Source organism: Pseudomonas sp. CK-NBRI-02, assembly GCF_008124495.1.
GTDB lineage: Bacteria > Pseudomonadota > Gammaproteobacteria > Pseudomonadales > Pseudomonadaceae > Aquipseudomonas > Aquipseudomonas guariconensis.
On sequence record NZ_VSJH01000007.1, the window covers coordinates 122363 to 141351 of the forward strand.

The 18989-nt window shown below is 62.2% G+C and carries 16 protein-coding genes; 7 read left to right on the forward strand and 9 right to left on the reverse strand.

Features of this window, described 5'->3' with window-relative positions; all coding sequences use genetic code 11:
• Positions 1-34: 34 nt before the first annotated feature.
• The 7 genes from DQ397_RS07330 to acs form a co-directional block, all read right to left on the reverse strand.
• Positions 35-1255, reverse strand: a complete 1221-nt coding sequence (locus DQ397_RS07330) for an aspartate aminotransferase family protein (protein ID WP_043209399.1) — start codon at positions 1253-1255, stop codon at positions 35-37.
• A gap of 327 nt (positions 1256-1582) precedes the next feature.
• Positions 1583-2563 carry a transcriptional regulator ArgR gene (gene argR / locus DQ397_RS07340; RefSeq protein ID WP_043209396.1) on the reverse strand — a complete coding sequence of 327 codons (981 nt, stop codon included), beginning with the start codon at positions 2561-2563 and terminating at the stop codon, positions 1583-1585.
• 99 nt (positions 2564-2662) lie between these two features.
• Positions 2663-3427 (reverse strand): ABC transporter ATP-binding protein, encoded by a 765-nt coding sequence (locus DQ397_RS07345; protein ID WP_043209394.1) that lies wholly within the window; start codon positions 3425-3427, stop codon positions 2663-2665.
• A 22-nt stretch (positions 3428-3449) separates the two neighbouring features.
• A complete protein-coding gene (locus tag DQ397_RS07350) occupies positions 3450-4148 on the reverse strand; it encodes an ABC transporter permease (protein ID WP_043209392.1) in 699 nt (232 codons plus the stop codon).
• On the reverse strand, positions 4145-4834 hold the full coding sequence (locus DQ397_RS07355; protein WP_043209390.1) for an ABC transporter permease: 690 nt from the start codon (positions 4832-4834) through the stop codon (positions 4145-4147). Before DQ397_RS07355 ends, DQ397_RS07350 begins: the two co-directional genes overlap by 4 nt.
• 90 nt (positions 4835-4924) lie before the next feature.
• Positions 4925-5710 carry an ABC transporter substrate-binding protein gene (locus DQ397_RS07360; RefSeq protein WP_043209388.1) on the reverse strand — a complete coding sequence of 262 codons (786 nt, stop codon included), beginning with the start codon at positions 5708-5710 and terminating at the stop codon, positions 4925-4927.
• Positions 5711-6234: 524 nt separating this feature from the next.
• Positions 6235-8196: an acetate--CoA ligase gene (gene acs / locus DQ397_RS07365; RefSeq protein WP_043209384.1), complete on the reverse strand. Its 1962-nt coding sequence runs from the start codon at positions 8194-8196 to the stop codon at positions 6235-6237.
• Positions 8197-8612: 416 nt separating this feature from the next.
• Between acs and DQ397_RS07370 the strand changes: the two genes are divergently transcribed.
• A complete protein-coding gene (locus DQ397_RS07370; protein ID WP_043209383.1) occupies positions 8613-8870 on the forward strand; it encodes a DUF2790 domain-containing protein in 258 nt (85 codons plus the stop codon).
• Positions 8871-8964: 94 nt separating this feature from the next.
• Here DQ397_RS07370 and DQ397_RS07375 read toward each other — a convergent pair whose 3' ends face one another.
• Positions 8965-10524, reverse strand: coding sequence for a sigma-54-dependent phenylalanine hydroxylase transcriptional regulator PhhR (locus DQ397_RS07375; RefSeq protein ID WP_043209382.1), 1560 nt, complete (start codon positions 10522-10524; stop codon positions 8965-8967).
• Positions 10525-10781: 257 nt separating this feature from the next.
• On the opposite strand from DQ397_RS07375, the gene phhA reads away from it, so the two are divergent.
• From phhA to DQ397_RS07400, 5 genes are all read left to right on the forward strand, one after another.
• Complete coding sequence (gene phhA / locus DQ397_RS07385; RefSeq protein WP_043209381.1) at positions 10782-11570, forward strand: phenylalanine 4-monooxygenase; 789 nt, start codon at positions 10782-10784, stop codon at positions 11568-11570.
• A gap of 39 nt (positions 11571-11609) precedes the next feature.
• Positions 11610-11966, forward strand: a complete 357-nt coding sequence (locus DQ397_RS07390) for a 4a-hydroxytetrahydrobiopterin dehydratase (protein WP_028691075.1) — start codon at positions 11610-11612, stop codon at positions 11964-11966.
• Positions 11963-13159 carry an amino acid aminotransferase gene (locus DQ397_RS07395; RefSeq protein ID WP_178113780.1) on the forward strand — a complete coding sequence of 399 codons (1197 nt, stop codon included), beginning with the start codon at positions 11963-11965 and terminating at the stop codon, positions 13157-13159. The genes DQ397_RS07390 and DQ397_RS07395 overlap by 4 nt, the downstream gene beginning before the upstream one ends.
• A gap of 232 nt (positions 13160-13391) precedes the next feature.
• The gene (locus DQ397_RS24700) at positions 13392-13520 is read left to right on the forward strand and encodes a hypothetical protein (RefSeq protein WP_256543836.1); all 129 of its coding nucleotides are present in this window, start codon (positions 13392-13394) and stop codon (positions 13518-13520) included.
• Positions 13521-13622: 102 nt separating this feature from the next.
• The gene (locus DQ397_RS07400) at positions 13623-14822 is read left to right on the forward strand and encodes an MFS transporter (RefSeq protein WP_043209375.1); all 1200 of its coding nucleotides are present in this window, start codon (positions 13623-13625) and stop codon (positions 14820-14822) included.
• 105 nt (positions 14823-14927) lie between these two features.
• Here the strand turns inward: DQ397_RS07400 and DQ397_RS07405 are convergent, their stop codons facing one another.
• Positions 14928-17948: an FAD-binding and (Fe-S)-binding domain-containing protein gene (locus tag DQ397_RS07405; protein ID WP_043209373.1), complete on the reverse strand. Its 3021-nt coding sequence runs from the start codon at positions 17946-17948 to the stop codon at positions 14928-14930.
• A gap of 149 nt (positions 17949-18097) precedes the next feature.
• Between DQ397_RS07405 and DQ397_RS07410 the strand changes: the two genes are divergently transcribed.
• On the forward strand, positions 18098-18982 hold the full coding sequence (locus DQ397_RS07410) for a LysR substrate-binding domain-containing protein (protein ID WP_043209372.1): 885 nt from the start codon (positions 18098-18100) through the stop codon (positions 18980-18982).
• Positions 18983-18989 lie beyond the last annotated feature (7 nt).

The following is an 18989-nucleotide window of genomic DNA, read 5'->3' on the forward strand; positions in this document are numbered from 1 at the left end:
CGCAGTCAGGGCCGGCGAAGGTGACCGCGGGCTATCAGCCCTGGGTCAGCTTGGCCACAGCACGCTCGAAGCGCGCCAGACCTTCGTCGATGTCAGCATCTTCCACCACCAAGCTCGGGGCGAAGCGCACCACGTCCGGGCCGGCTTGCAGGACCATCACGCCTTCTTTCTCGGCGGCATTGAGGATGTCCTTGGCCTTGCCTTTCCAGGCATCGCTGAGCACGCAACCGATCAGCAGGCCGACGCCACGCACCTGGGTGAACAGGCCGGACTGCTGGCCGATCTTCTCCAGGCGAGACTTGAAGCGCTCGTGCTTGGCCTTGATGCCGGCCAGCGTCTCAGGCGTGTTGACCACGTCGAGCACGGCGCAGGCCACGGCGCAGGCCAGCGGGTTACCGCCATAGGTGGTGCCGTGGGTGCCGACGGCCAGGTGCTTGGCAAGGTCGGTGGTGGTCAGCATGGCGCCAATCGGGAAACCGCCGCCCAGGCTCTTGGCGCTGGTGAGGATATCCGGGGTCACGCCATAGTGCTGGTAGGCATACAGCGAGCCGGTACGGCCCACGCCGGTCTGCACTTCGTCGAAGATCAGCAGCGCGTTGTGTTCGTCGCACAGCTTGCGCGCGCCTTCCAGGTAGGCCTTGTCAGCCGGAACCACACCACTCTCGCCCTGGATCGGCTCGATCACCACAGCGCAGGTCTTGTCGGAAATCTGGGCTTTCAGCGCTTCGAGGTCGTTGTATGGCACATGGCTGATACCGGTGATCTTTGGACCGAAGCCATCGGAGTACTTGGGCTGGCCACCGACACTGACGGTGAACAGGGTGCGACCGTGGAAGCTGTTCACGGTGGCGATGATCTCGTGCTTCTCCGGGCCGAAGCGGTCATGGGCCACGCGACGGGCCAGCTTGAAAGCGGCCTCGTTGGACTCGGCGCCAGAGTTGCAGAAGAAGGCACGCTCGGCGAAGGTCGCGTCCACCAGCTTGTGGGCCAGGCGCAGGGCCGGCTCGTTGGTGAAGACGTTGGACACATGCCACAGGGTATTGGCCTGCTCGGTGAGGGCCTTGACCAGCGCCGGATGGCAATGACCCAAGGCGTTCACGGCGATACCACCGGCGAAGTCGATCAGTTCGCGACCCGACTGGTCCCAGACTCGGGAGCCCTCGCCTCGCACAGGAATGAAGGCCGCCGGAGAATAGTTGGGAACCATGACCTGGTCGAAATCGGCACGTTGCACCGGGGCTTGCTCAACGGACATCTGAGTCTCCTGAAGAGGAACGCTGGCCTGGAAGTGGCGAGCGATGGGGGGATTGTAAGGACTGATCGGCGCCTGTCCTTGCTGCCAGGCGACAACTTATTACAGCGCAAAACCCTGTTTCAGGCAGGTTTTCGGCAATGCGACAAACACTGTCGCAATCGCGCAGTGTACGGGAGAGAAAGGGATGGGTGAACGGGTGTTCACATAAGAAGAGCGGTGGCCTTTTCGCAGGTGAGCCCGCCCCACAGGCCACGCCGGGCACCAACGCCGACGGGGACCTGCAGGCGCAGGTTCACCTGCGAAAAAGGCCGACTCGAACGATCAGACTCAGCCCTTTTCGGCAGGCGCCGAACTGAGCTCGAACGGGCTGGCGCTGCGCCGCTGATTGCGGTCTTCGCGCGGGGTGGCCCCAAAGAAGTTGCGGTAGGCACTGGAGAAATGCGGCCCGGAGGAAAACCCGCACGACAACCCGATCTGGATGATCGACTTGCTGGTCTGCATCAGCATCTGCCGCGCCTTGTTCAGGCGCAGCTCCAAGTAATACTGGCTGGGTACGCGATTGAGGTACTGCTTGAAGATTCGCTCGAGTTGCCGACGGGACACGCACACGTGCTGGGCGATTTCGTCGGTGGTCAGCGGCTCTTCGATGTTGGCCTCCATCAGCAGCACCGCCTGGGTGAGCTTCGGATGGCTGGAGCCGAGCCGATTCTGCAGCGGAATACGCTGGCGCTCGCCCCCTTCACGGATGCGCTCGACCACCAGCTCCTCAGACACCGCTCCGGCAAGCTCGGCGCCGTGATCACGCGCCAGCACCGCCAGCAGCAGGTCGGTGACAGCCATGCCACCGCATGCGGTCAGGCGATCACGGTCCCAGTCGAATAGGTGACTGGTGGCGATGACCTTGGGAAAGCGCTCGGCAAAGTCATCCTGCCAACGCCAGTGCACTGCGGCGCGATAACCATCGAGCAGACCCAGCGCCGCCAGCGGGTACACACCGGCCGACAGACCACCGATCAGGCAACCGCTGCGCGCCAATTGCTTGAGCGCGGACGACAGGGCCGAGCCCACCGCCACTGGCGGCTCATCCGCCAGAAGAAAGAGCTTCTGACAGCCCTCCAGACGACCGCTCCAAGGCTCGCCCGGCAAGCGCCAGGCCCCGTCGGGCGCTACTTCAGCCTGGAGAAACACCAACTCGTAAGACACATCCGGATGCACCCGCTGGGCGACCTGCAGCACTTCCTCGGCCAGCGCCAGGGTCAGCGGCCGGGTACTGGGCCAGATGAGAAATCCGATTCGCTGGGTGGTCATAGGGCGTGGTCCGAAACCTGGGATCGTTCGTGTCTGTGGCGCCGGGTCAGGCTGCGCTTCGCTGCGCAGCATGCCCTATTCTGGTGCAAGGTGCAGCCTTTACTTCAGGCTGCCGGAAAGAAACTGCTTGAGTCGCTCCGACTGCGGATTGACCAGCACTTCACGCGGGTTGCCGCGCTCTTCCACCAACCCCTTGTGCAGGAACACCAATTGGTTGGACACCTCACGGGCGAAGCCCATTTCGTGAGTCACCACGACCATGGTGCGGCCTTCCTGAGCCAGCGATTGCATGACCTTGAGCACATCGCCCACCAGCTCCGGGTCAAGGGCCGAGGTCGGCTCGTCGAACAGCATCACCTCAGGCTCCATGGCCAAGGCCCGGGCGATCGCGACCCGCTGCTGCTCACCACCGGACATGTGCCCAGGGAAGGCATCCTTGCGATGGGCCACGCCCACCTTGTTCAGGTAGTGCTCGGCTTTTTCCAGCGCTTGCTTGCGGCTCACGCCCAGCACATGCACAGGAGCCTCGATCACGTTCTCCAGCGCCGTCATGTGCGACCAGAGGTTGAAGTGCTGGAACACCATCGACAGGCGCGAACGCATGCGCTGCAACTGTTTGGGGTCGGCGGCCTTGAGCGCGCCATCCTTGCCGGGGACCAGCTTGAGCTCTTCATTGTTGAGCAGGATCTTCCCGGCGTGCGGCTGCTCGAGCAGGTTGATGCAGCGCAGGAAGGTCGACTTGCCCGAACCACTGGAGCCGATGATGCTGATCACGTCGCCCGCCTTGGCTTCGAGCGAAATGCCCTTGAGCACTTCGTGGCTGCCGTAGCGCTTATGCAGGTCTTGGACTTGAAGTTTGTACATGCTGTCGGTTCTCACAGAGCGATCAGTGCTTGCGTGGCGCCAGGTAGCTGAGCCAGCGGCGTTCGGCCATCTTGAACAGGCGCACCAGAATGAAGGTCAGGCACAGGTAGAACACGCCCGCCGTGATGTAGGCCTCGAAAGGCAGGTAGTACTGGGCATTGACGGTACGTGCCGCGCCCGTGATGTCGATCAGGGTGACGATCGAGGCCAGACTGGTGGTCTGCAGCATCATGATCACCTCGTTGCTGTACTGCGGCAGCGCCCGGCGCAAGGCCGACGGCAGCAGGATGCGGCGGTACATCATCATGCGCGACATGCCCATGGCCTTGGCCGCTTCGATCTCACCGTGCGGGGTGGCCCGCAGACTGCCGGCGATGATCTCGGCCGTGTAGGCGCTGGTATTGATCGCAAATGCCAGGCACGCGCAGAAGGTCGCGCTCGACAGCCAGGGCCAGAGGAAGCTTTCGCGCACGGCTTCGAACTGCGCCAGACCGTAGTAGATCAGGAACAGCTGCACGAGCATCGGCGTGCCACGGATCACATAGGTATAGAGCCAGGCGACCAGGCTCACCAGCGGCTGCTTGGAGACACGCATCAGGCCCAGGGGAATGGCCGTCAGCAAGCCGAAGAACAGCGACAGCGCCAGCAGCTTCAAGGTGGTCAGCAGGCCGCCCAGGTAAAGGGGCATGGCCTCCCAGATGACGTTGTAGTCGAAGATCATAGTTCAGCCACCTTTACGCCCACCGAATAGCGTCGCTCGAGGTACTTCAGGGCCAGCAGCGAGATGCTGGTGAGCACCAGGTACAGTGCCGCTACTGCCAGGAAGAAGGTAAAAGGCTCGCGTGTGGCGTCGGCCGCCTGCTTGGCCTTGAACATCATGTCCTGCAGGCCGACCACCGAGATCAGCGCCGTGGCCTTGGTCAGCACCAACCAGTTGTTGGTGAAGCCCGGGATCGCCAGACGGATCATTTGCGGCACCATGATGCGGAAGAAAACCTGCATGCCGCTCATGCCATAGGCCATGCCCGCCTCGGCCTGCCCTTTGGGTATACCCAGGAAGGCACCGCGGAATGTTTCGGAAAGGTACGCACCGAAAATGAAGCCCAAGGTGCCCACACCGGCCACTAACGGATTGAGGTCAATGTAGTCTTCATAGCCGACCAGCGGCGCAATGCGGTTGATCAGATCCTGACCGCCATAGAAGATCAGCAGGATCAGCACCAGATCTGGAATGCCACGGATCACCGTGGCGTACATATCACCCAGCCAGGCCAACCAGCGTACTGGCGACAAACGCAGCGCCACGCCGATCAGGCCAAGCACGATAGCCAGGGCCATCGACGACAGGGCGAGCTGCAGCGTCAGCCATGCCCCATCGAGGATGACTGCCCCGTAGCCTTTCAACATGATTGGGATTCCTCGGGACTTGGAATGAAAAATGGTGCAAACCTCAGAGCCTCTGCTGTTTGCACCATTGCACAGGTGAAACCCGACGTCTTACTGAGCTTCAGGCCCATAGATGTCGAAGTTGAAGTACTTGGCTTCGATGGCCTTGTACTTACCGTTCTTGCGGATCGCGTCGATCGCGGCATTGATGCGCTCACGATTGGCGTTGTCGCCCTTGCGCACGGCGATGCCGACGCCGTCACCGAAGTACTTCACGTCGGTGAACGATGGACCGACGAAGGCAAAGCCCTTGCCGGCGTCAGTCTTGAGGAAGCCGTCCTCGAGCAGGGTGGCGTCGGCAACGGTGCCGTCCAGGCGACCGGCCGCGACGTCGAGATAGATTTCGTTCTGAGTGCCGTAAGGCACGACGGTGGCCCCTTTGGGCGCCAGGACTTCCTTGGCGAAGCGGTCATGGATCGAACCGCGCTGCACGCCGATCTTCTTGCCGCTGAGTTCATGCAGGTCTTCGCTGACCTGAGTGCCATCCTTCATGACCAGGCGAGCCGGGGTCAGGTAGTAGCGCTTGGTGAAGTCGACCGACTTCTTGCGGTCTTCGGTGATGGACATGGACGAGAGAATGGCGTCGATCTTGCGCACTTTCAGCGCCGGGATCAGGCCGTCGAACTCTTGCTCGACCCAGGTGCACTTGGCTTTCATCTCTTCGCACAGGGCGTTGCCGATGTCGTAGTCGAAACCGGCGATGCTGCCGTCGGGTTGCTTGAAGGCGAAGGGTGGGTAGGCAGCCTCGATACCGATCTTCAACGGTTTCTCATCGGCCTGCGATACCAGGGACAACACGGACAGCGCCAGGGCGCCAAGCAGTGCGAGCTTCTTCATCAGGTAACTCCATCGGTACAGGGCAATACAAGGCAGGTGTAACGACTGCCCGACATGCGAATGGGTACAACGCGAGCCGCGGGGGTATCGACCAAGGTCGCAGACCACGAGCGAGTGAGTGGCATTTTAACGACAGCCCGGTGGCCGATATTTCTTCAAAGCGACAACTACTTACAGAAGCGCCTTGAACCGCGGCGGGCGATATTGACAGCTCCCGCGCAATATGCAAGAGCAAAAGAAAAATAACCTATAAGCCAAGCAATAAGCGGGCCTATTATTGGCAAAGCCTTGTACTCCGGCAAGTCCAGCGTGCCAGCTTGCAAGAAAAGCCCGCGCGCAGCACCACAAAGGTATCTAACTGTTTCGACTCGCCCCGCTTTTGTGCGAATCCGGTGACAGGAAAGGTTACCGATGAATGTCGGGTAACATCCCTCCAGTAAAGCAAAAACCCCGCCGGTTGCCCGAGCGGGGTTTCGTTGTTTCGAAAAACGCGAGCGAAAGGGGCGCGAAGCGCCCCACAACCATCACGCCGACGCCAACGCCATCGCCTTGTGGGTGTCGATCAGATGCTGCACCACCCCAGGGTCGGCCAGCGTCGAGATGTCCCCCAACGCATCGTATTCACCCGTGGCGATCTTGCGCAGGATGCGCCGCATGATCTTGCCCGAGCGAGTCTTGGGCAGCCCCGGCGCCCACTGGATCACGTCCGGCGAAGCGATCGGGCCGATCTCCTTGCGCACCCAGTTCTTAAGCTCCAGACGCAGCGCCTCGCTCGGTTGCTCGCCAGCATTGAGCGTCACGTACACATAGATGCCCTGCCCCTTGATGTCGTGCGGCACGCCCACCACCGCAGCTTCGGCGACCTTGGCATGCGCCACCATGGCGCTTTCGATCTCGGCCGTGCCCATGCGGTGACCGGAGACGTTGAGCACGTCATCGACGCGGCCGGTGATCCAGTAGTAGCCATCCTCGTCACGGCGGGCACCGTCACCGGTGAAATACATGCCGCGGAAGGTCTTGAAGTAGGTATCGACGAAGCGGTCGTGGTCGCCGTACAACGAACGCGACTGGCCCGGCCAGGAGTCGAGGATCACCAGGTTACCCTCGGCAGCGCCCTCGATCAGATTGCCCAGGTTGTCCACCAACGCCGGCACTACGCCGAAGAACGGACGGGTCGCCGAGCCAGGCTTCAGGCCCGTGGCGCCTGGCAGCGGGCTGATCAGGATGCCGCCCGTCTCGGTTTGCCACCAAGTGTCGACGATCGGGCAACGCTCCTTGCCCACAGTCTGGTAGTACCAGTTCCAGGCTTCAGGGTTGATCGGCTCGCCCACCGAACCCAGCAGGCGCAGGCTGGAGCCGTCGGCACCGGCCACTGCGGCCTGCCCTTCGGCCATCATGGCGCGAATGGCGGTCGGTGCGGTGTAGAGAATGTTGACCTTGTGCTTGTCGATGATCTTCGACACGCGGGTGATGTCCGGGTAGTTCGGCACGCCTTCGAACAACAGCGTGGTCGCGCCGTTGGCCAGAGGGCCGTAGACGATATAGCTGTGACCGGTGACCCAACCCACGTCGGCGGTGCACCAGTAGACTTCGCCCGGACGGTAGTCGAACACCCGCTCGTGGGTCAGTGCGGCGTACACCAGGTAGCCACCGGTGGTGTGCAGCACACCCTTGGGCTTGCCGGTCGAGCCGGAGGTATAAAGGATGAACAGCGGCTCCTCGGCACCCATTTCCTTCGGGGCGCAGTGGCTGGAGGCGACCTTCATCAAGTCCTCGTACCAGATGTCACGGTGCTGGTGCCAGGCAATGTCACCGCCAGTGCGCTTGCACACGATGATCTTCTGCACGCTGCTGGTTTCAGGGTTGGTCAGGGCCAGGTCGACATTGGCCTTGAGCGGGGTACGACGACCACCGCGCACACCTTCGTCGGCGGTGATGACGACCTTCGAGCGGCAGTCGATGATGCGCCCAGCCAACGCCTCGGGCGAGAAGCCACCGAACACCACCGAGTGGATCGCGCCGATGCGTGCGCAGGCCAGCATGGCCACCACGGCCTCAGGGATCATCGGCATATAGATAGTCACCACGTCACCGCGGTGCACGTCCTGGCCACGCAGGGCGTTGGCGAACTTGCAAACCTGCTCGTGCAACTCGCGATAGGTGATGTTACGGCTGTCAGCCGGGTCGTCGCCTTCCCATATGATGGCGACCTGATCGCCACGCTCGGCCAGATGACGGTCGAGGCAGTTGTAGGAAACGTTCAGAGTGCCATCAGCGAACCACTTGATGTCGACATGGTGATCGTCGAAGGAGGTCTGCTTGACCTTGGTGAAGGGCTTGATCCAGTCCAGGCGCTGGGCCTGCTCGCGCCAGAAGCCGTCCGGGTTGATCACCGACTGCTGGTACATGGCCTTGTAGGTGGCCTCGTCGGTCAGGGTATTGGCCGCAACCTCGGGACGAACGGGATACAGGGGAGCCGCACTCATCTGTTTTACCTCGGTGTAATAGTTGTTTTTGTATGGAATCGTTTGTAACTGTACCAGAGCGCGAAAAGCCATTCGACGTTGGTAGTAGCGAAACGCTGAATTCCCTACAAAAACTTACACAACCGCTCTAACCCAGCACTCACAGGGCGGTGAAGAAAAAAAACGAGGAGCCGATCCTGGGGATTGTTACAGATTCTGTCAAAAGGCAAAAAAACTTTATCAAAAGTCCATCTGTTTCAGTGCACTGCCCCGCCATAAAATTCATCTCGCCAACAACGGCAAGGCGATTAACTCAAGTAACAGCCCCCACGAAGGCAAGTTGATCCCTCTCTTGATCCGATAGTTAAGACCTGGCTGTACTCGCGGCGCCAAAAGCGCCGCGTGCCCCCTCACGACCTAAAATAGGTAAATTGAAAATGAAAGCGTTACTGGCATTGGTACTTGGCGGTCTTTGCAGCGCGGCGATGGCCGACGAAGTTGCAAAGGATGTCGAGCAGATTCCGGTTGAGCAGTACAGTTACTCGCAGCATCTGGACATCGCCCGCGTGCTCTCCATGAGCGAGGTCCCGAACGTCTGTGAAGTGGTTCCAGCCCGCATGACGTATGAGGATTCCCAGGGCCAGAAGCACATCCTCGAATACCGCGTGATGGGCAACGGCTGCTCCAACGGCTGACATTGGCAGTAACGCCCGCTGCGCCTCGAACATCCCGAGGCGCAGCGCCAAAAGTTGTGTTTACTCAATATCCGAGTAATTCATATCTCTTACTTCATTCCGCCGATTTGTTGAGCGAGTAATCGCGCAACTTATTGGCTATTGTCGTATGTGAAACACCCAGACGTTTGCCCAGCGCTCGACTACTGGAATATTCCGTCATCAAGGATTCCAGCACGGCCTTTTCAAATCGTCCGACAATTTGCGCAAGATCCCCTTCCAGCGAAAACTCACCCAATGGTTGCCGCGCCCCATAGTCCGGCAGGCGAATATGCTCGCCCTTCACTACACCGCCCTCGCACAACGACACCGCCTGGAACAGCACGTTCTCCAACTGGCGCACATTGCCTGGCCAGTGGTACTGGCTGAGCTTGTCCATCGCCGCTGGCGCCAGACGCGGCATCGGGCAACCAATCTGCCGACTGGCCTGGTCGAGAAAATGCTGCACCAGCCCGTCCAGCCCGTCCATGCACTCGCGCAGCGGCGGGATATGCAGCGACAACACATTGAGGCGGTGATACAGGTCCTGGCGGAACTCGCCCCGGGCGCACAACTCGGAGAGATCGACCTGGGTGGCGCAAATGACCCGCACATCGAGATACACCTCCTCGTCACTGCCCACCCGGCGGAAGCAGCCATCCTGCAGGAACCGCAGCAGCTTGACCTGCAGGCGCGGGCTCATCTCTCCCACACCGTCGAGGAACAACGTGCCACCGGCGGTCAGCTCCAGCAGGCCCAGCTTGCCTTCGGCCCGGGCGCCTTCGAAAGCCCCCGGGCCATAGCCGAACAGCTCAGTCTCAGCCATCGATTCCGGAAGGCCCGCGCAGTTGAGTGCCATCAGCGGCGCCTGGCCGCGTGGGCTGGCCAGGTGACAGGCACGCGCCAACAGCTCCTTGCCGGTACCCGTTTCGCCTTCGATCAGCAGCGGTGCATCCAGAGGCGCCATGCGCCGCGCCTCGCGCACCACCGCAGCCATCACCCGAGAGCTCTGGAAAATACTGTCGAAGCCGCGCAGTTCCTGCTTGCGCACGTTGTAGATACGCTCACCGATACGATCTGCCCGGTGTAGCGTCAGCACCGCACCCGCCAGCGCCTCGCTGTCGTCGTGCTCCGATTGCAGCGGCGCGATATCGGCAAGAAACACATCGCCCTTGACCTTGACGCGCAAGCCGTTGATCCGCGACTTGTTGGCCCGTACCAGTTCCGGCAGGTCGAAGTCCTCGACATAGCGCGCCAGCGGAAGCCCCGGCACTTCGTCGACCCGCACCCCCAGCAACTGGGCGGCGCTGCGGTTGGCCGCGACGATGCTGCCGCCCATGTCGACCGACAATACCGGGAAATCCAGCGCACCGAGCAAGGCGTTGAGTTCCATGTGCCGGCGTTCGCTGGGCATCAAGCCTACGCGTTTGACCCCGAACACACCGGCGATCGACTCGAACTTGGGCCGCAGCGCCTGGAACTGCAGGTTGATCAGGTTCGGGCAGTGCAGGTAGATGGCATTGCCGTGATCGCCGCCAACCTCCCCACGCAACACGTTGATGCCGTATTCCACCAACAGGTTGAGGATGTCCCGCAGGATGCCGATGCGGTTCTGACAATGCACTTTGATACGCATGGAAAAGCCCCGAGGCGCGCAGAAATTTCAGCGACGCGTGGAAAAGTCGTAAAGATAAGCTGACAAAAACCCAGCTAAGGCCAGCTCGATGCCTGTGATTTTCCGGCATCCCGGCCTTTTTGTAAAATTAACGTTACAGAAACTACGTAGCGATTCGGCCCACCCACGCGCCATACCTCGTGCAAAGGCTCAGGCAAGGGGATATTCCTTAAGGCATGTCCTGCACATAACAAGAAAGCCCTCACCAGGAGAGCCACATGAAACAGACGCAATACGTGGCACGCGAGCCCGATGCGCATGGTTTTATCGACTACCCGCAACAGGAACACGCGGTGTGGAACACCCTGATCACCCGACAGATGAAAGTGATCGAAGGCCGCGCCTGCCAGGAATACCTCGACGGCATCGAGCAGCTCAAGCTGCCCTACGACCGCATCCCGCAACTGGGCGAAATCAACAAGGTCCTGGGCGCCACCACCGGCTGGCAAGTCGCCCGCGTCCCTGCGTTGATCCCTTTCCAGACCTTCTTCGAGCTGCTGGCCAGCAAACGCTTCCCGGTGGCCACGTTCATCCGTACCCCCGAAGAGCTGGACTACCTGCAGGAACCGGACATCTTCCATGAGATCTTCGGCCATTGCCCGCTGCTGACCAACCCCTGGTTCGCCGAGTTCACCCACACCTACGGCAAGCTGGGCCTGGCGGCGACCAAGGAAGAACGCGTCTACCTGGCCCGCCTGTACTGGATGACCATCGAGTTCGGCCTGATGGAGACTGCCCAAGGTCGCAAGATCTACGGCGGCGGCATCCTCTCCTCGCCCAAGGAAACCGTCTACAGCCTGTCCGACGAGCCAGAGCACCAGGCGTTCGATCCGATCGAAGCCATGCGCACGCCCTATCGCATCGATATCCTGCAGCCTCTGTACTTTGTCCTGCCTAACCTCAAGCGTTTGTTCGACCTGGCCCACGAAGACATCATGGGCATGGTCCACCAGGCCATGAAACTGGGCCTGCACGCGCCGAAGTTTCCACCCAAGGCGGCTGCCTGAGCTGCCTTGTCGATAACAACTCAAATCGGAAAAACACCCATGAATGCCTTGAACCAAGCCCATTGCGAAGCCTGCCGCGCCGACGCCCCTAAAGTCACCGACGAAGAACTGGCCGAACTGATCCGTGAGATCCCGGACTGGAACATTGAAGTGCGTGACGGCCACATGGAGCTGGAGCGTGTCTTCCTGTTCAAGAACTTCAAGCATGCCCTGGCCTTTACCAACGCCATCGGTGAAATCGCCGAAGCCGAAGGCCACCACCCTGGTCTGCTGACCGAGTGGGGCAAGGTCACCGTTACCTGGTGGAGCCACTCGATCAAAGGCCTGCACCGCAACGACTTCATCATGTGCGCCCGCACCGACGAAGTCGCCAAGACCGCCGAAGGGCGCAAGTGATGCATTTCGCGGCCATTGGCCGGGTCCCAGGCGACCCGATCCTCGGGCTGATGGAAGCCTACGCCCGCGACACCAACCCGGCCAAGTTCGACCTGGGCGTGGGCGTGTTCAAGGACGCCCAGGGCATGACCCCGATTCCCGCGGCGGTCAAGCAGGCCGAGCAGCGCCTGGTGGAGCATCAAGCCACCAAGAGCTACGTGGGCGGCCATGGCGATGCTGAGTTCGGCCGCCTGGTCAGCGAACTGGTCTTGGGCAGCGACTCGCCGCTGCTCGACAGCCACCGTGCCGGCGCCACCCAGACCCCTGGCGGCACCGGCGCCCTGCGCCTGGCGGCGGAGTTCATCGCCCATTGCCTGCCGGGGCGTGGCATCTGGCTCAGCGACCCCACCTGGCCGATCCACGAGACCATTTTTGCTGGCGCCAAGCTTAAGGTGTCCCATTATCCCTACGTGGGTGCGGACAACCGCCTGGATGTCGCCGGCATGCTGGCCGCTTTGGAACAGGCTCCGGAAGGCGACGTCGTGCTGCTGCACGCCTGCTGCCACAACCCCACCGGTTTCGACCTGAGCCAGGACGATTGGCGCGCCCTGCTCGAAGTCGTGCGCAAGCGCAACCTGCTGCCGCTGATCGACTTTGCCTACCAAGGTTTCGGTGATGGTCTGGAAGAAGACGCCTGGGCGGTTCGCCTGTTCGCTGCGCAACTGCCTGAACTGCTGATCACCAGTAGCTGCTCGAAAAACTTTGGCTTGTACCGCGACCGGACCGGCGCACTGCTGGTCTGCAGCCATGACGCCGAAAAGCTCCTGGATGTACGTAGCCAACTGGCGCTGCTGGCCCGCAACCTGTGGTCCACACCACCGGACCATGGCGCCGCGGTGGTCGCGCAGATCCTCGGCGATCCGGCCCTCAAGGCGCTCTGGATCGAAGAGGTCAACGCCATGCGCCAGCGCATCGCCGAATTGCGCGAGGGACTGGTCAAGGCCTTGGCCCCCCATGGTCTGGCCGAGCGCTTCGCCCACATCGCCGCGCAACGCGGGATGTTCTCCTACACAGGGCTGAACCCGGAGCAGGTCCGCCTGCTGCGTGAAAAGCACAGTGTGTACATGGTCGGCACAGGTCGGGCGAATATCGCCGGGGCCGATGCGCAGCGACTGGAGCAACTGGCAGCGGCCATCGCCGACGTCTGCCGGTAAGTGCCTATTCGCGGGTAAACCGCTCTGCCAAGGCTTGCACGAGGCCTTTGCCGGAGCGGGCTTACCCCGCGAAAAAGCTTCCCCGATTGTCCGATAGTCGCCCGCAAAACCGCGCCGCAGGGCGGAAAAAACTCAAACTGTCATCCGGACTCCTGTATCCTGCCCCAACTTTTTCGAAGCCACACACGCGCCTGGCGCAGTCTTTTCACTCACACTTGCGAGGAACGACGAGATGCATGAAATCCCGAATCTTCCCTTCCCAAGCCTGAACCCCGAAGAGCAAACCGTTGCCGCCCACACCGAACCGACGCCTGCCGTCGAACAGGATGGCGACGATCAATCCAGCGCTGACCAGGAATAAATCGCGCATCCCCCAGACTGTGTGAAAACGGCTGACTCGCGGGAACTTGCCCGTCATCGCGTTTTCACACCGTCCAGAACCCTCTACCCGCCAAAGACCTCCATGCCCGACTCACCGCGTCTCCTTGCGGTCACCCTGCAAGTCGTCTCCATCGTCCTTTTCACCTTTATCGGCTACCTGAACATCGGCATTCCCTTGGCCGTGCTGCCGAGTTATGTGCACAACGACCTGGGTTTCAGCGCAATTGTTGCGGGGTTGGTGATCAGCGTGCAGTACCTGGCCACCCTGCTCAGCCGCCCCCATGCCGGGCGCATCATCGACAATCTCGGCAGCAAGAAGGCCGTGATGTATGGCCTGCTCGGCTGCGGCCTGAGCGGCGTGCTGATGCTGGCCAGCAGCTTCTTCCCCCACCTGCCCTGGCTGAGCCTGGCGTGCCTGCTCATTGGACGTCTGGTGCTGGGCAGTGCAGAAAGCCTGGTCGGCTCAGGCGCCATCGGCTGGGGCATCGGCCGGGTCGGTGCCGAGCACACCGCCAAGGTGATTTCCTGGAACGGCATCGCCAGCTATGGCGCCCTGGCGGTTGGTGCGCCGCTTGGAGTGCTGATGGTGAAAAGCCTGGGGCTGTGGAGCATGGGCGTGAGCATCATCCTGCTGGGGATCATCGGCCTGTTGCTGGCCTGGCCCAAGCGTGCCGCGCCGATCGTCGCCGGCGTGCGGCTACCGTTCCTACGGGTCTTGGGCAAGGTATTCCCGCATGGCTCGGGGCTGGCCCTGGGCTCGATCGGTTTCGGCACCATTGCCACCTTCATCACGCTCTATTACGCCAGCCGCGACTGGAACAACGCAGCGCTGTGCCTGAGCGTGTTCGGGGCCTGCTTCATCGGGGCCCGCTTGTTGTTCGGCCACTTGATCAATCGTATCGGCGGGTTCCGCGTGGCCATCGCCTGCCTGGCCGTCGAAGCCCTTGGCCTGTTGATGCTATGGCAGGCGACCAGCGCGGAGCTGGCCCTGGCGGGCGCCGCCCTCAGTGGTTTCGGTTTTTCGCTGGTATTTCCGGCGCTGGGCGTGGAGGCAGTCAATCAAGTCTCAGCTGCCAACCGCGGGGCTGCGGTGGGCGCCTATTCGCTATTCATCGATCTGTCGCTGGGCATCACCGGGCCCTTGGTGGGCGCGGTGGCGTCGGGCTTCGGCTTTGCTTCGATCTTTCTGTTCGCAGCCGGCGCGGCGGCTTGCGGGCTGGTGTTGAGTCTCTATCTGTACCGCCAGGCACGACGCCCGCGCCAGCACGCCGACGAAACCTGAGAGCCCTGCACTGCCTGATCCGCTTCTTCGCGGGTAAGCCCGCTTCCACAAGGGTTGGCGATGATCCTTGTGGGGGCGGGTTTACCTGCGAAGAGGCCAGAACGGCTAACGCTGCGCGTACTGCAACACCACTTCCAGTGGATGGCGCATCTGACGCTCGGTCATGCGCTTGACCTGGCTGCGGCACGAATACCCCGTGGCCAATGGCTCTCCCTCCTTGTCCAGCTTGGTGGCCCAGGACTGCTCGAAGATGGTCCGCGAGGTCTGCTGGTTGCGCGCCTCGTGGCCATAGGTGCCGGACATGCCGCAGCAACCGGTAGCCTCAGTGACCAGTTTCAGGCCCAGACGCGCGAACACCTGTTCCCACTGCCGGGTGCTGGCCGGCACATTGGTCTTCTCGGTGCAGTGGGCCATCAGGCGGAAGCTGCCAGCGTCGACGGCAGCCTGCTCCGGCAGCACGTCCATCAGCCACTCCTGGGGCAACAGTACCTTCGGACAGCCGTCCAAGCCATCGACCTTCTGGTACTCCTGGCGATACACCAGGGTCATGGCCGGGTCCAGGCCTACCAGCGGTACACCGCATTCGGCCAGCGCCTTGAGCTGGGTGGCATTGCGGATCGCCGCCTTGGCGAAGGCCCCCAAGAAGCCCTGCACGTGCAGCGGCTTGCCATTGGCGCTGTAAGGCGCCAGGAACACCCGATGGCCCAGACGATGCGCCAGCTCGATGAAGGCCGCCAGCAATGGCGTCTCGAAGTAACGGGTAAAGGCATCCTGAACCAGCACGATGGCGCGCTCGCGCTGGGCCGGGGTCAGCTCGCGCAGAGCCGGCACACTCGCCACACCGACGCGGCAGCGGGTCAAGGTCGACTGGAAGTTGAAGCGGCTGATCAATGGGCTGTCGACCATGCCGACCTTGTCGGCCAATAGCTTGCTCACCCATTTGGAGCCCATCACGGCGTTGTACAGGCCAGGCGCGTGAGCCAGATACGGGATGGTGAACTCCAGCGAACCGATCAGGTAGTCGCGCAGCGGGCGCTGGTAACGGCCGTGGTACAGCTCGAGGAAGCGCGAGCGGAAGTCCGGCACGTTGACTTTGATTGGGCACTGTCCGGCACAGGATTTACAGGCCAGGCAGCCGGCCATGGCGTCATAGACCTCGTGGGAGAAATCCTCCTGCCCCTGCTGACGGGCGCGGGCATTGCGCAGGCGTGCCGGCAAACCCTTGAGCCAGGACACCTTGCCACGTGCGGCAGCGAGCACATCGATATCCGCCTCGCCCTGCAAGCGCAACCATTCGCGAATCAGCGAAGCGCGGCCCTTGGGCGAATGCTGACGCTCGCGGGTGGCTTTCCAGGAGGGGCACATGGCGTCGTTGGGGTCGTAGTTGTAGCAGGCGCCGTTACCGTTACAGTGCACCGCGCTGCCAAAGCTCTGCCAGACACGCTCGTCGATGGTGCGGTCCAGGTCGCCGCGCAGGGTCACGCCATCGACCGGGGTCAGGCCTTCGCTGCTGTCCGGCGGCGTGCAGATCTTGCCCGGGTTGAGCTGGTTATGCGGGTCGAAAGCGCCCTTGAGGCGTTGTAGCGCCGGGTACAGCTCGCCGAAGTATTCCGGCACGTATTCCGAGCGCAGGCCCTTGCCGTGCTCGCCCCACAACAGGCCGCCATAGCGTTGGGTCAATGCGGCGACGGCATCGGAGATCGGCTTGACCAGCGCAGCCTGGGCCGGATCCTTCATGTCCAGGGCTGGGCGCACGTGCAGCACACCGGCATCGACGTGACCGAACATGCCGTAGGCCAGGCCATGGCTGTCGAGCAATGCACGGAAATCAGCGATGTAATCGGCCAGTCGCTCCGGCGGTACCGCAGTGTCTTCGACGAACGGCTGCGGGCGAACCTCGCCCTCGACATTGCCCAGCAAGCCCACCGAGCGCTTGCGCATGGTATAGACCTTGGTCACCGCCTCGGCGCCTTCGGCCAAGGTGTGGCCCAGGCGCTCGACGCTGGTATCGGCTTTCAAGTGAGCGATGAATGCCTCGACCCGAGCGTTAACCTCGGCCGGCTCGTCACCGCAGAACTCGACCAGGTTGATGCCCAGGGTCGGACGCTCGGGGTCGGCCGGAAAGTATTCAGCGACGCTGTGCCAGACGATGTCCTGCATCGCCAGCATCAGCACCTTGGAATCGACGGTCTCGATCGACAATGGCTTGTGCGCCATCAGCGCGTTGGCATCGCGCAGGGCATCCATGAAGCTGGTATAGCGCACGTTCACCAGCACAGCGTACTTCGGAATCGGCAGCACGTTGAGCTTGGCCTCGACCACATAGCCCAGCGAGCCCTCAGCGCCGCACAGCACGCTGTTGAGGTTGAAACGGCCCTGTTCGTCGCGCAGGTGCGCCAGGTCGTAGCCGGTCAGGCAGCGGTTTAGCTTGGGGAAAGTGCTCTCGATCAGCTCGCCCTGGGTTTGCTGGATCTCCCGGGCCATGCGGTACACCTCACCGACCCGGCCGGGCGCAGCGCAGGCCTGCTCCAGCGTGGCATCGTCAATCGGCAGGCTGTGCAGACGCTCACCGCCGAGCAGGATGCTGTGCAGTTCGAGCACGTGGTCGCGGGTCTTGCCGTAGGTGCAGCTGCCTTGGCCGCTGGCGTCGGTGTTGATCATGCCACCGACGGTGGCACGGTTGGAGGTGGACAGCTCCGGGGCGAAGAACAGCCCATGGGGTTTGAGCTCAGCGTTGAGCTGGTCCTTGACGGTACCGGCCTGGACCCGGACCCAACGCTCCTCGACGTTGATCTCAAGGATCTTGTTCATGTGCCGCGACAGGTCGACAACGATACCGTCGGTGAGCGACTGGCCGTTGGTGCCGGTGCCGCCACCACGCGGGGTCAGCTTGATCTGGCGGAACCGTGGCTCGGCCATCAAGGTGGCAACCCGGGCGACATCGTCGGCGTCCATCGGGAACACCGCCGCCTGGGGCAGGCGCTGGTAGATGGAGTTGTCCGTGGCAAGCACGGTACGGGTGCCGTAGTCGGCGCTGATCTGGCCACGGAAGCCGCTGTTGCGCAGCGCTTCGAGGAATTCTGGGTAGTGGGCGGCGGGCGCACGGGTCGACAGCTGGGCGATCATCGAAGGATGGCCTCTATATAGGCAAATTCACGGAAATACTGTCACTCCGGCATGGATGGAATGCGCAGGGATGACGAATGCGCCAATGTTCCTGTAGTTTCCAGCCAAGGGCAAACGGATATTCCTGCCGCTATCGATGAGTTTTGCGAATGAATTACCGCCACCTGACCCCATCGATGTCGTTACTGCTGGCCTTCGAGGCCGCCGCCCGACATGAGAGCTACACCCGCGCTGCTGCCGAACTGTCCCTGACCCAGAGCGCGGTCAGCCGACAGGTGCAGGCGCTGGAGCAGCAGCTGGGTTTGACGCTGTTTCGCCGTGAAGGGCGCCAGGTCCAGCTGACCGACGTAGGCCGCCTGTATCAGCGCGAGCTCAGCGAAGCCCTGGGGCGCATCCGCAGCGCCACCTTGCAGGCCCTGGCTTACCAGTCGGGCGTCGGTACCTTGCGCCTGGCCACCTTACCGACCTTCGGCTCCAAATGGCTGCTGCCACGCCTGCATGCGTTCTATACCGCGCACCCCGGGATGCTGGTGCACATCCATTCACGGATCGAAGCGATCAACTTCGACACCAGCGAAATCGACGCCGCCATCGGTGTCGCCACCCATGACCTGCCGGGACTGATTTGCCATCGGCTGCATGCCGAAGAGCTGGTCGTCATCCTGCCACCAACGGCTGCGGACGATGTCCAAGGCTGGGACCCTGCGCGCATCAGCGAACAAGTGCTGCTCAACGTCGCCAACAACCCGCATGCGTGGGGCGAGTGGTTCTCCCACCATGGCCTGCCCCATCGCAGCATGCGCCTGGGGCCAAGCTTCGAGCTGACATCGCATCTGATCCAGGCCGTACGGGCGGGAATCGGCATCGGCCTGGTACCGCGGATCCTGGTGGAAGAAGAATTGGCCAGCGGTGAGCTGGTCAGCGCCGGGGGCGCCTTTGCCAGCCAGCGCAGCTATTACCTGATCTATCCACCGCGCAACGAGGCGCTGCCCTCGCTGCGGGCGTTCCGAGGGTGGTTGCTGGAACAGATCTGATCGCCGC

What these genes read in the sequence shown, in the direction of transcription:
- DQ397_RS07330 (WP_043209399.1), bottom strand. Translation starts at nt 1,255, where the DNA reads ATGTCCGTTGAGCAAGCCCCGGTGCAACGTGCCGATTTCGACCAGGTC.
- argR (WP_043209396.1), bottom strand. Translation starts at nt 2,563, where the DNA reads ATGACCACCCAGCGAATCGGATTTCTCATCTGGCCCAGTACCCGGCCG.
- DQ397_RS07345 (WP_043209394.1), bottom strand. Translation starts at nt 3,427, where the DNA reads ATGTACAAACTTCAAGTCCAAGACCTGCATAAGCGCTACGGCAGCCAC.
- DQ397_RS07350 (WP_043209392.1), bottom strand. Translation starts at nt 4,148, where the DNA reads ATGATCTTCGACTACAACGTCATCTGGGAGGCCATGCCCCTTTACCTG.
- DQ397_RS07355 (WP_043209390.1), bottom strand. Translation starts at nt 4,834, where the DNA reads ATGTTGAAAGGCTACGGGGCAGTCATCCTCGATGGGGCATGGCTGACG.
- DQ397_RS07360 (WP_043209388.1), bottom strand. Translation starts at nt 5,710, where the DNA reads ATGAAGAAGCTCGCACTGCTTGGCGCCCTGGCGCTGTCCGTGTTGTCC.
- acs (WP_043209384.1), bottom strand. Translation starts at nt 8,196, where the DNA reads ATGAGTGCGGCTCCCCTGTATCCCGTTCGTCCCGAGGTTGCGGCCAAT.
- DQ397_RS07370 (WP_043209383.1), top strand. Translation starts at nt 8,613, where the DNA reads ATGAAAGCGTTACTGGCATTGGTACTTGGCGGTCTTTGCAGCGCGGCG.
- DQ397_RS07375 (WP_043209382.1), bottom strand. Translation starts at nt 10,524, where the DNA reads ATGCGTATCAAAGTGCATTGTCAGAACCGCATCGGCATCCTGCGGGAC.
- phhA (WP_043209381.1), top strand. Translation starts at nt 10,782, where the DNA reads ATGAAACAGACGCAATACGTGGCACGCGAGCCCGATGCGCATGGTTTT.
- DQ397_RS07390 (WP_028691075.1), top strand. Translation starts at nt 11,610, where the DNA reads ATGAATGCCTTGAACCAAGCCCATTGCGAAGCCTGCCGCGCCGACGCC.
- DQ397_RS24700 (WP_256543836.1), top strand. Translation starts at nt 13,392, where the DNA reads ATGCATGAAATCCCGAATCTTCCCTTCCCAAGCCTGAACCCCGAAGAG.
- DQ397_RS07400 (WP_043209375.1), top strand. Translation starts at nt 13,623, where the DNA reads ATGCCCGACTCACCGCGTCTCCTTGCGGTCACCCTGCAAGTCGTCTCC.
- DQ397_RS07405 (WP_043209373.1), bottom strand. Translation starts at nt 17,948, where the DNA reads ATGATCGCCCAGCTGTCGACCCGTGCGCCCGCCGCCCACTACCCAGAA.
- DQ397_RS07410 (WP_043209372.1), top strand. Translation starts at nt 18,098, where the DNA reads ATGAATTACCGCCACCTGACCCCATCGATGTCGTTACTGCTGGCCTTC.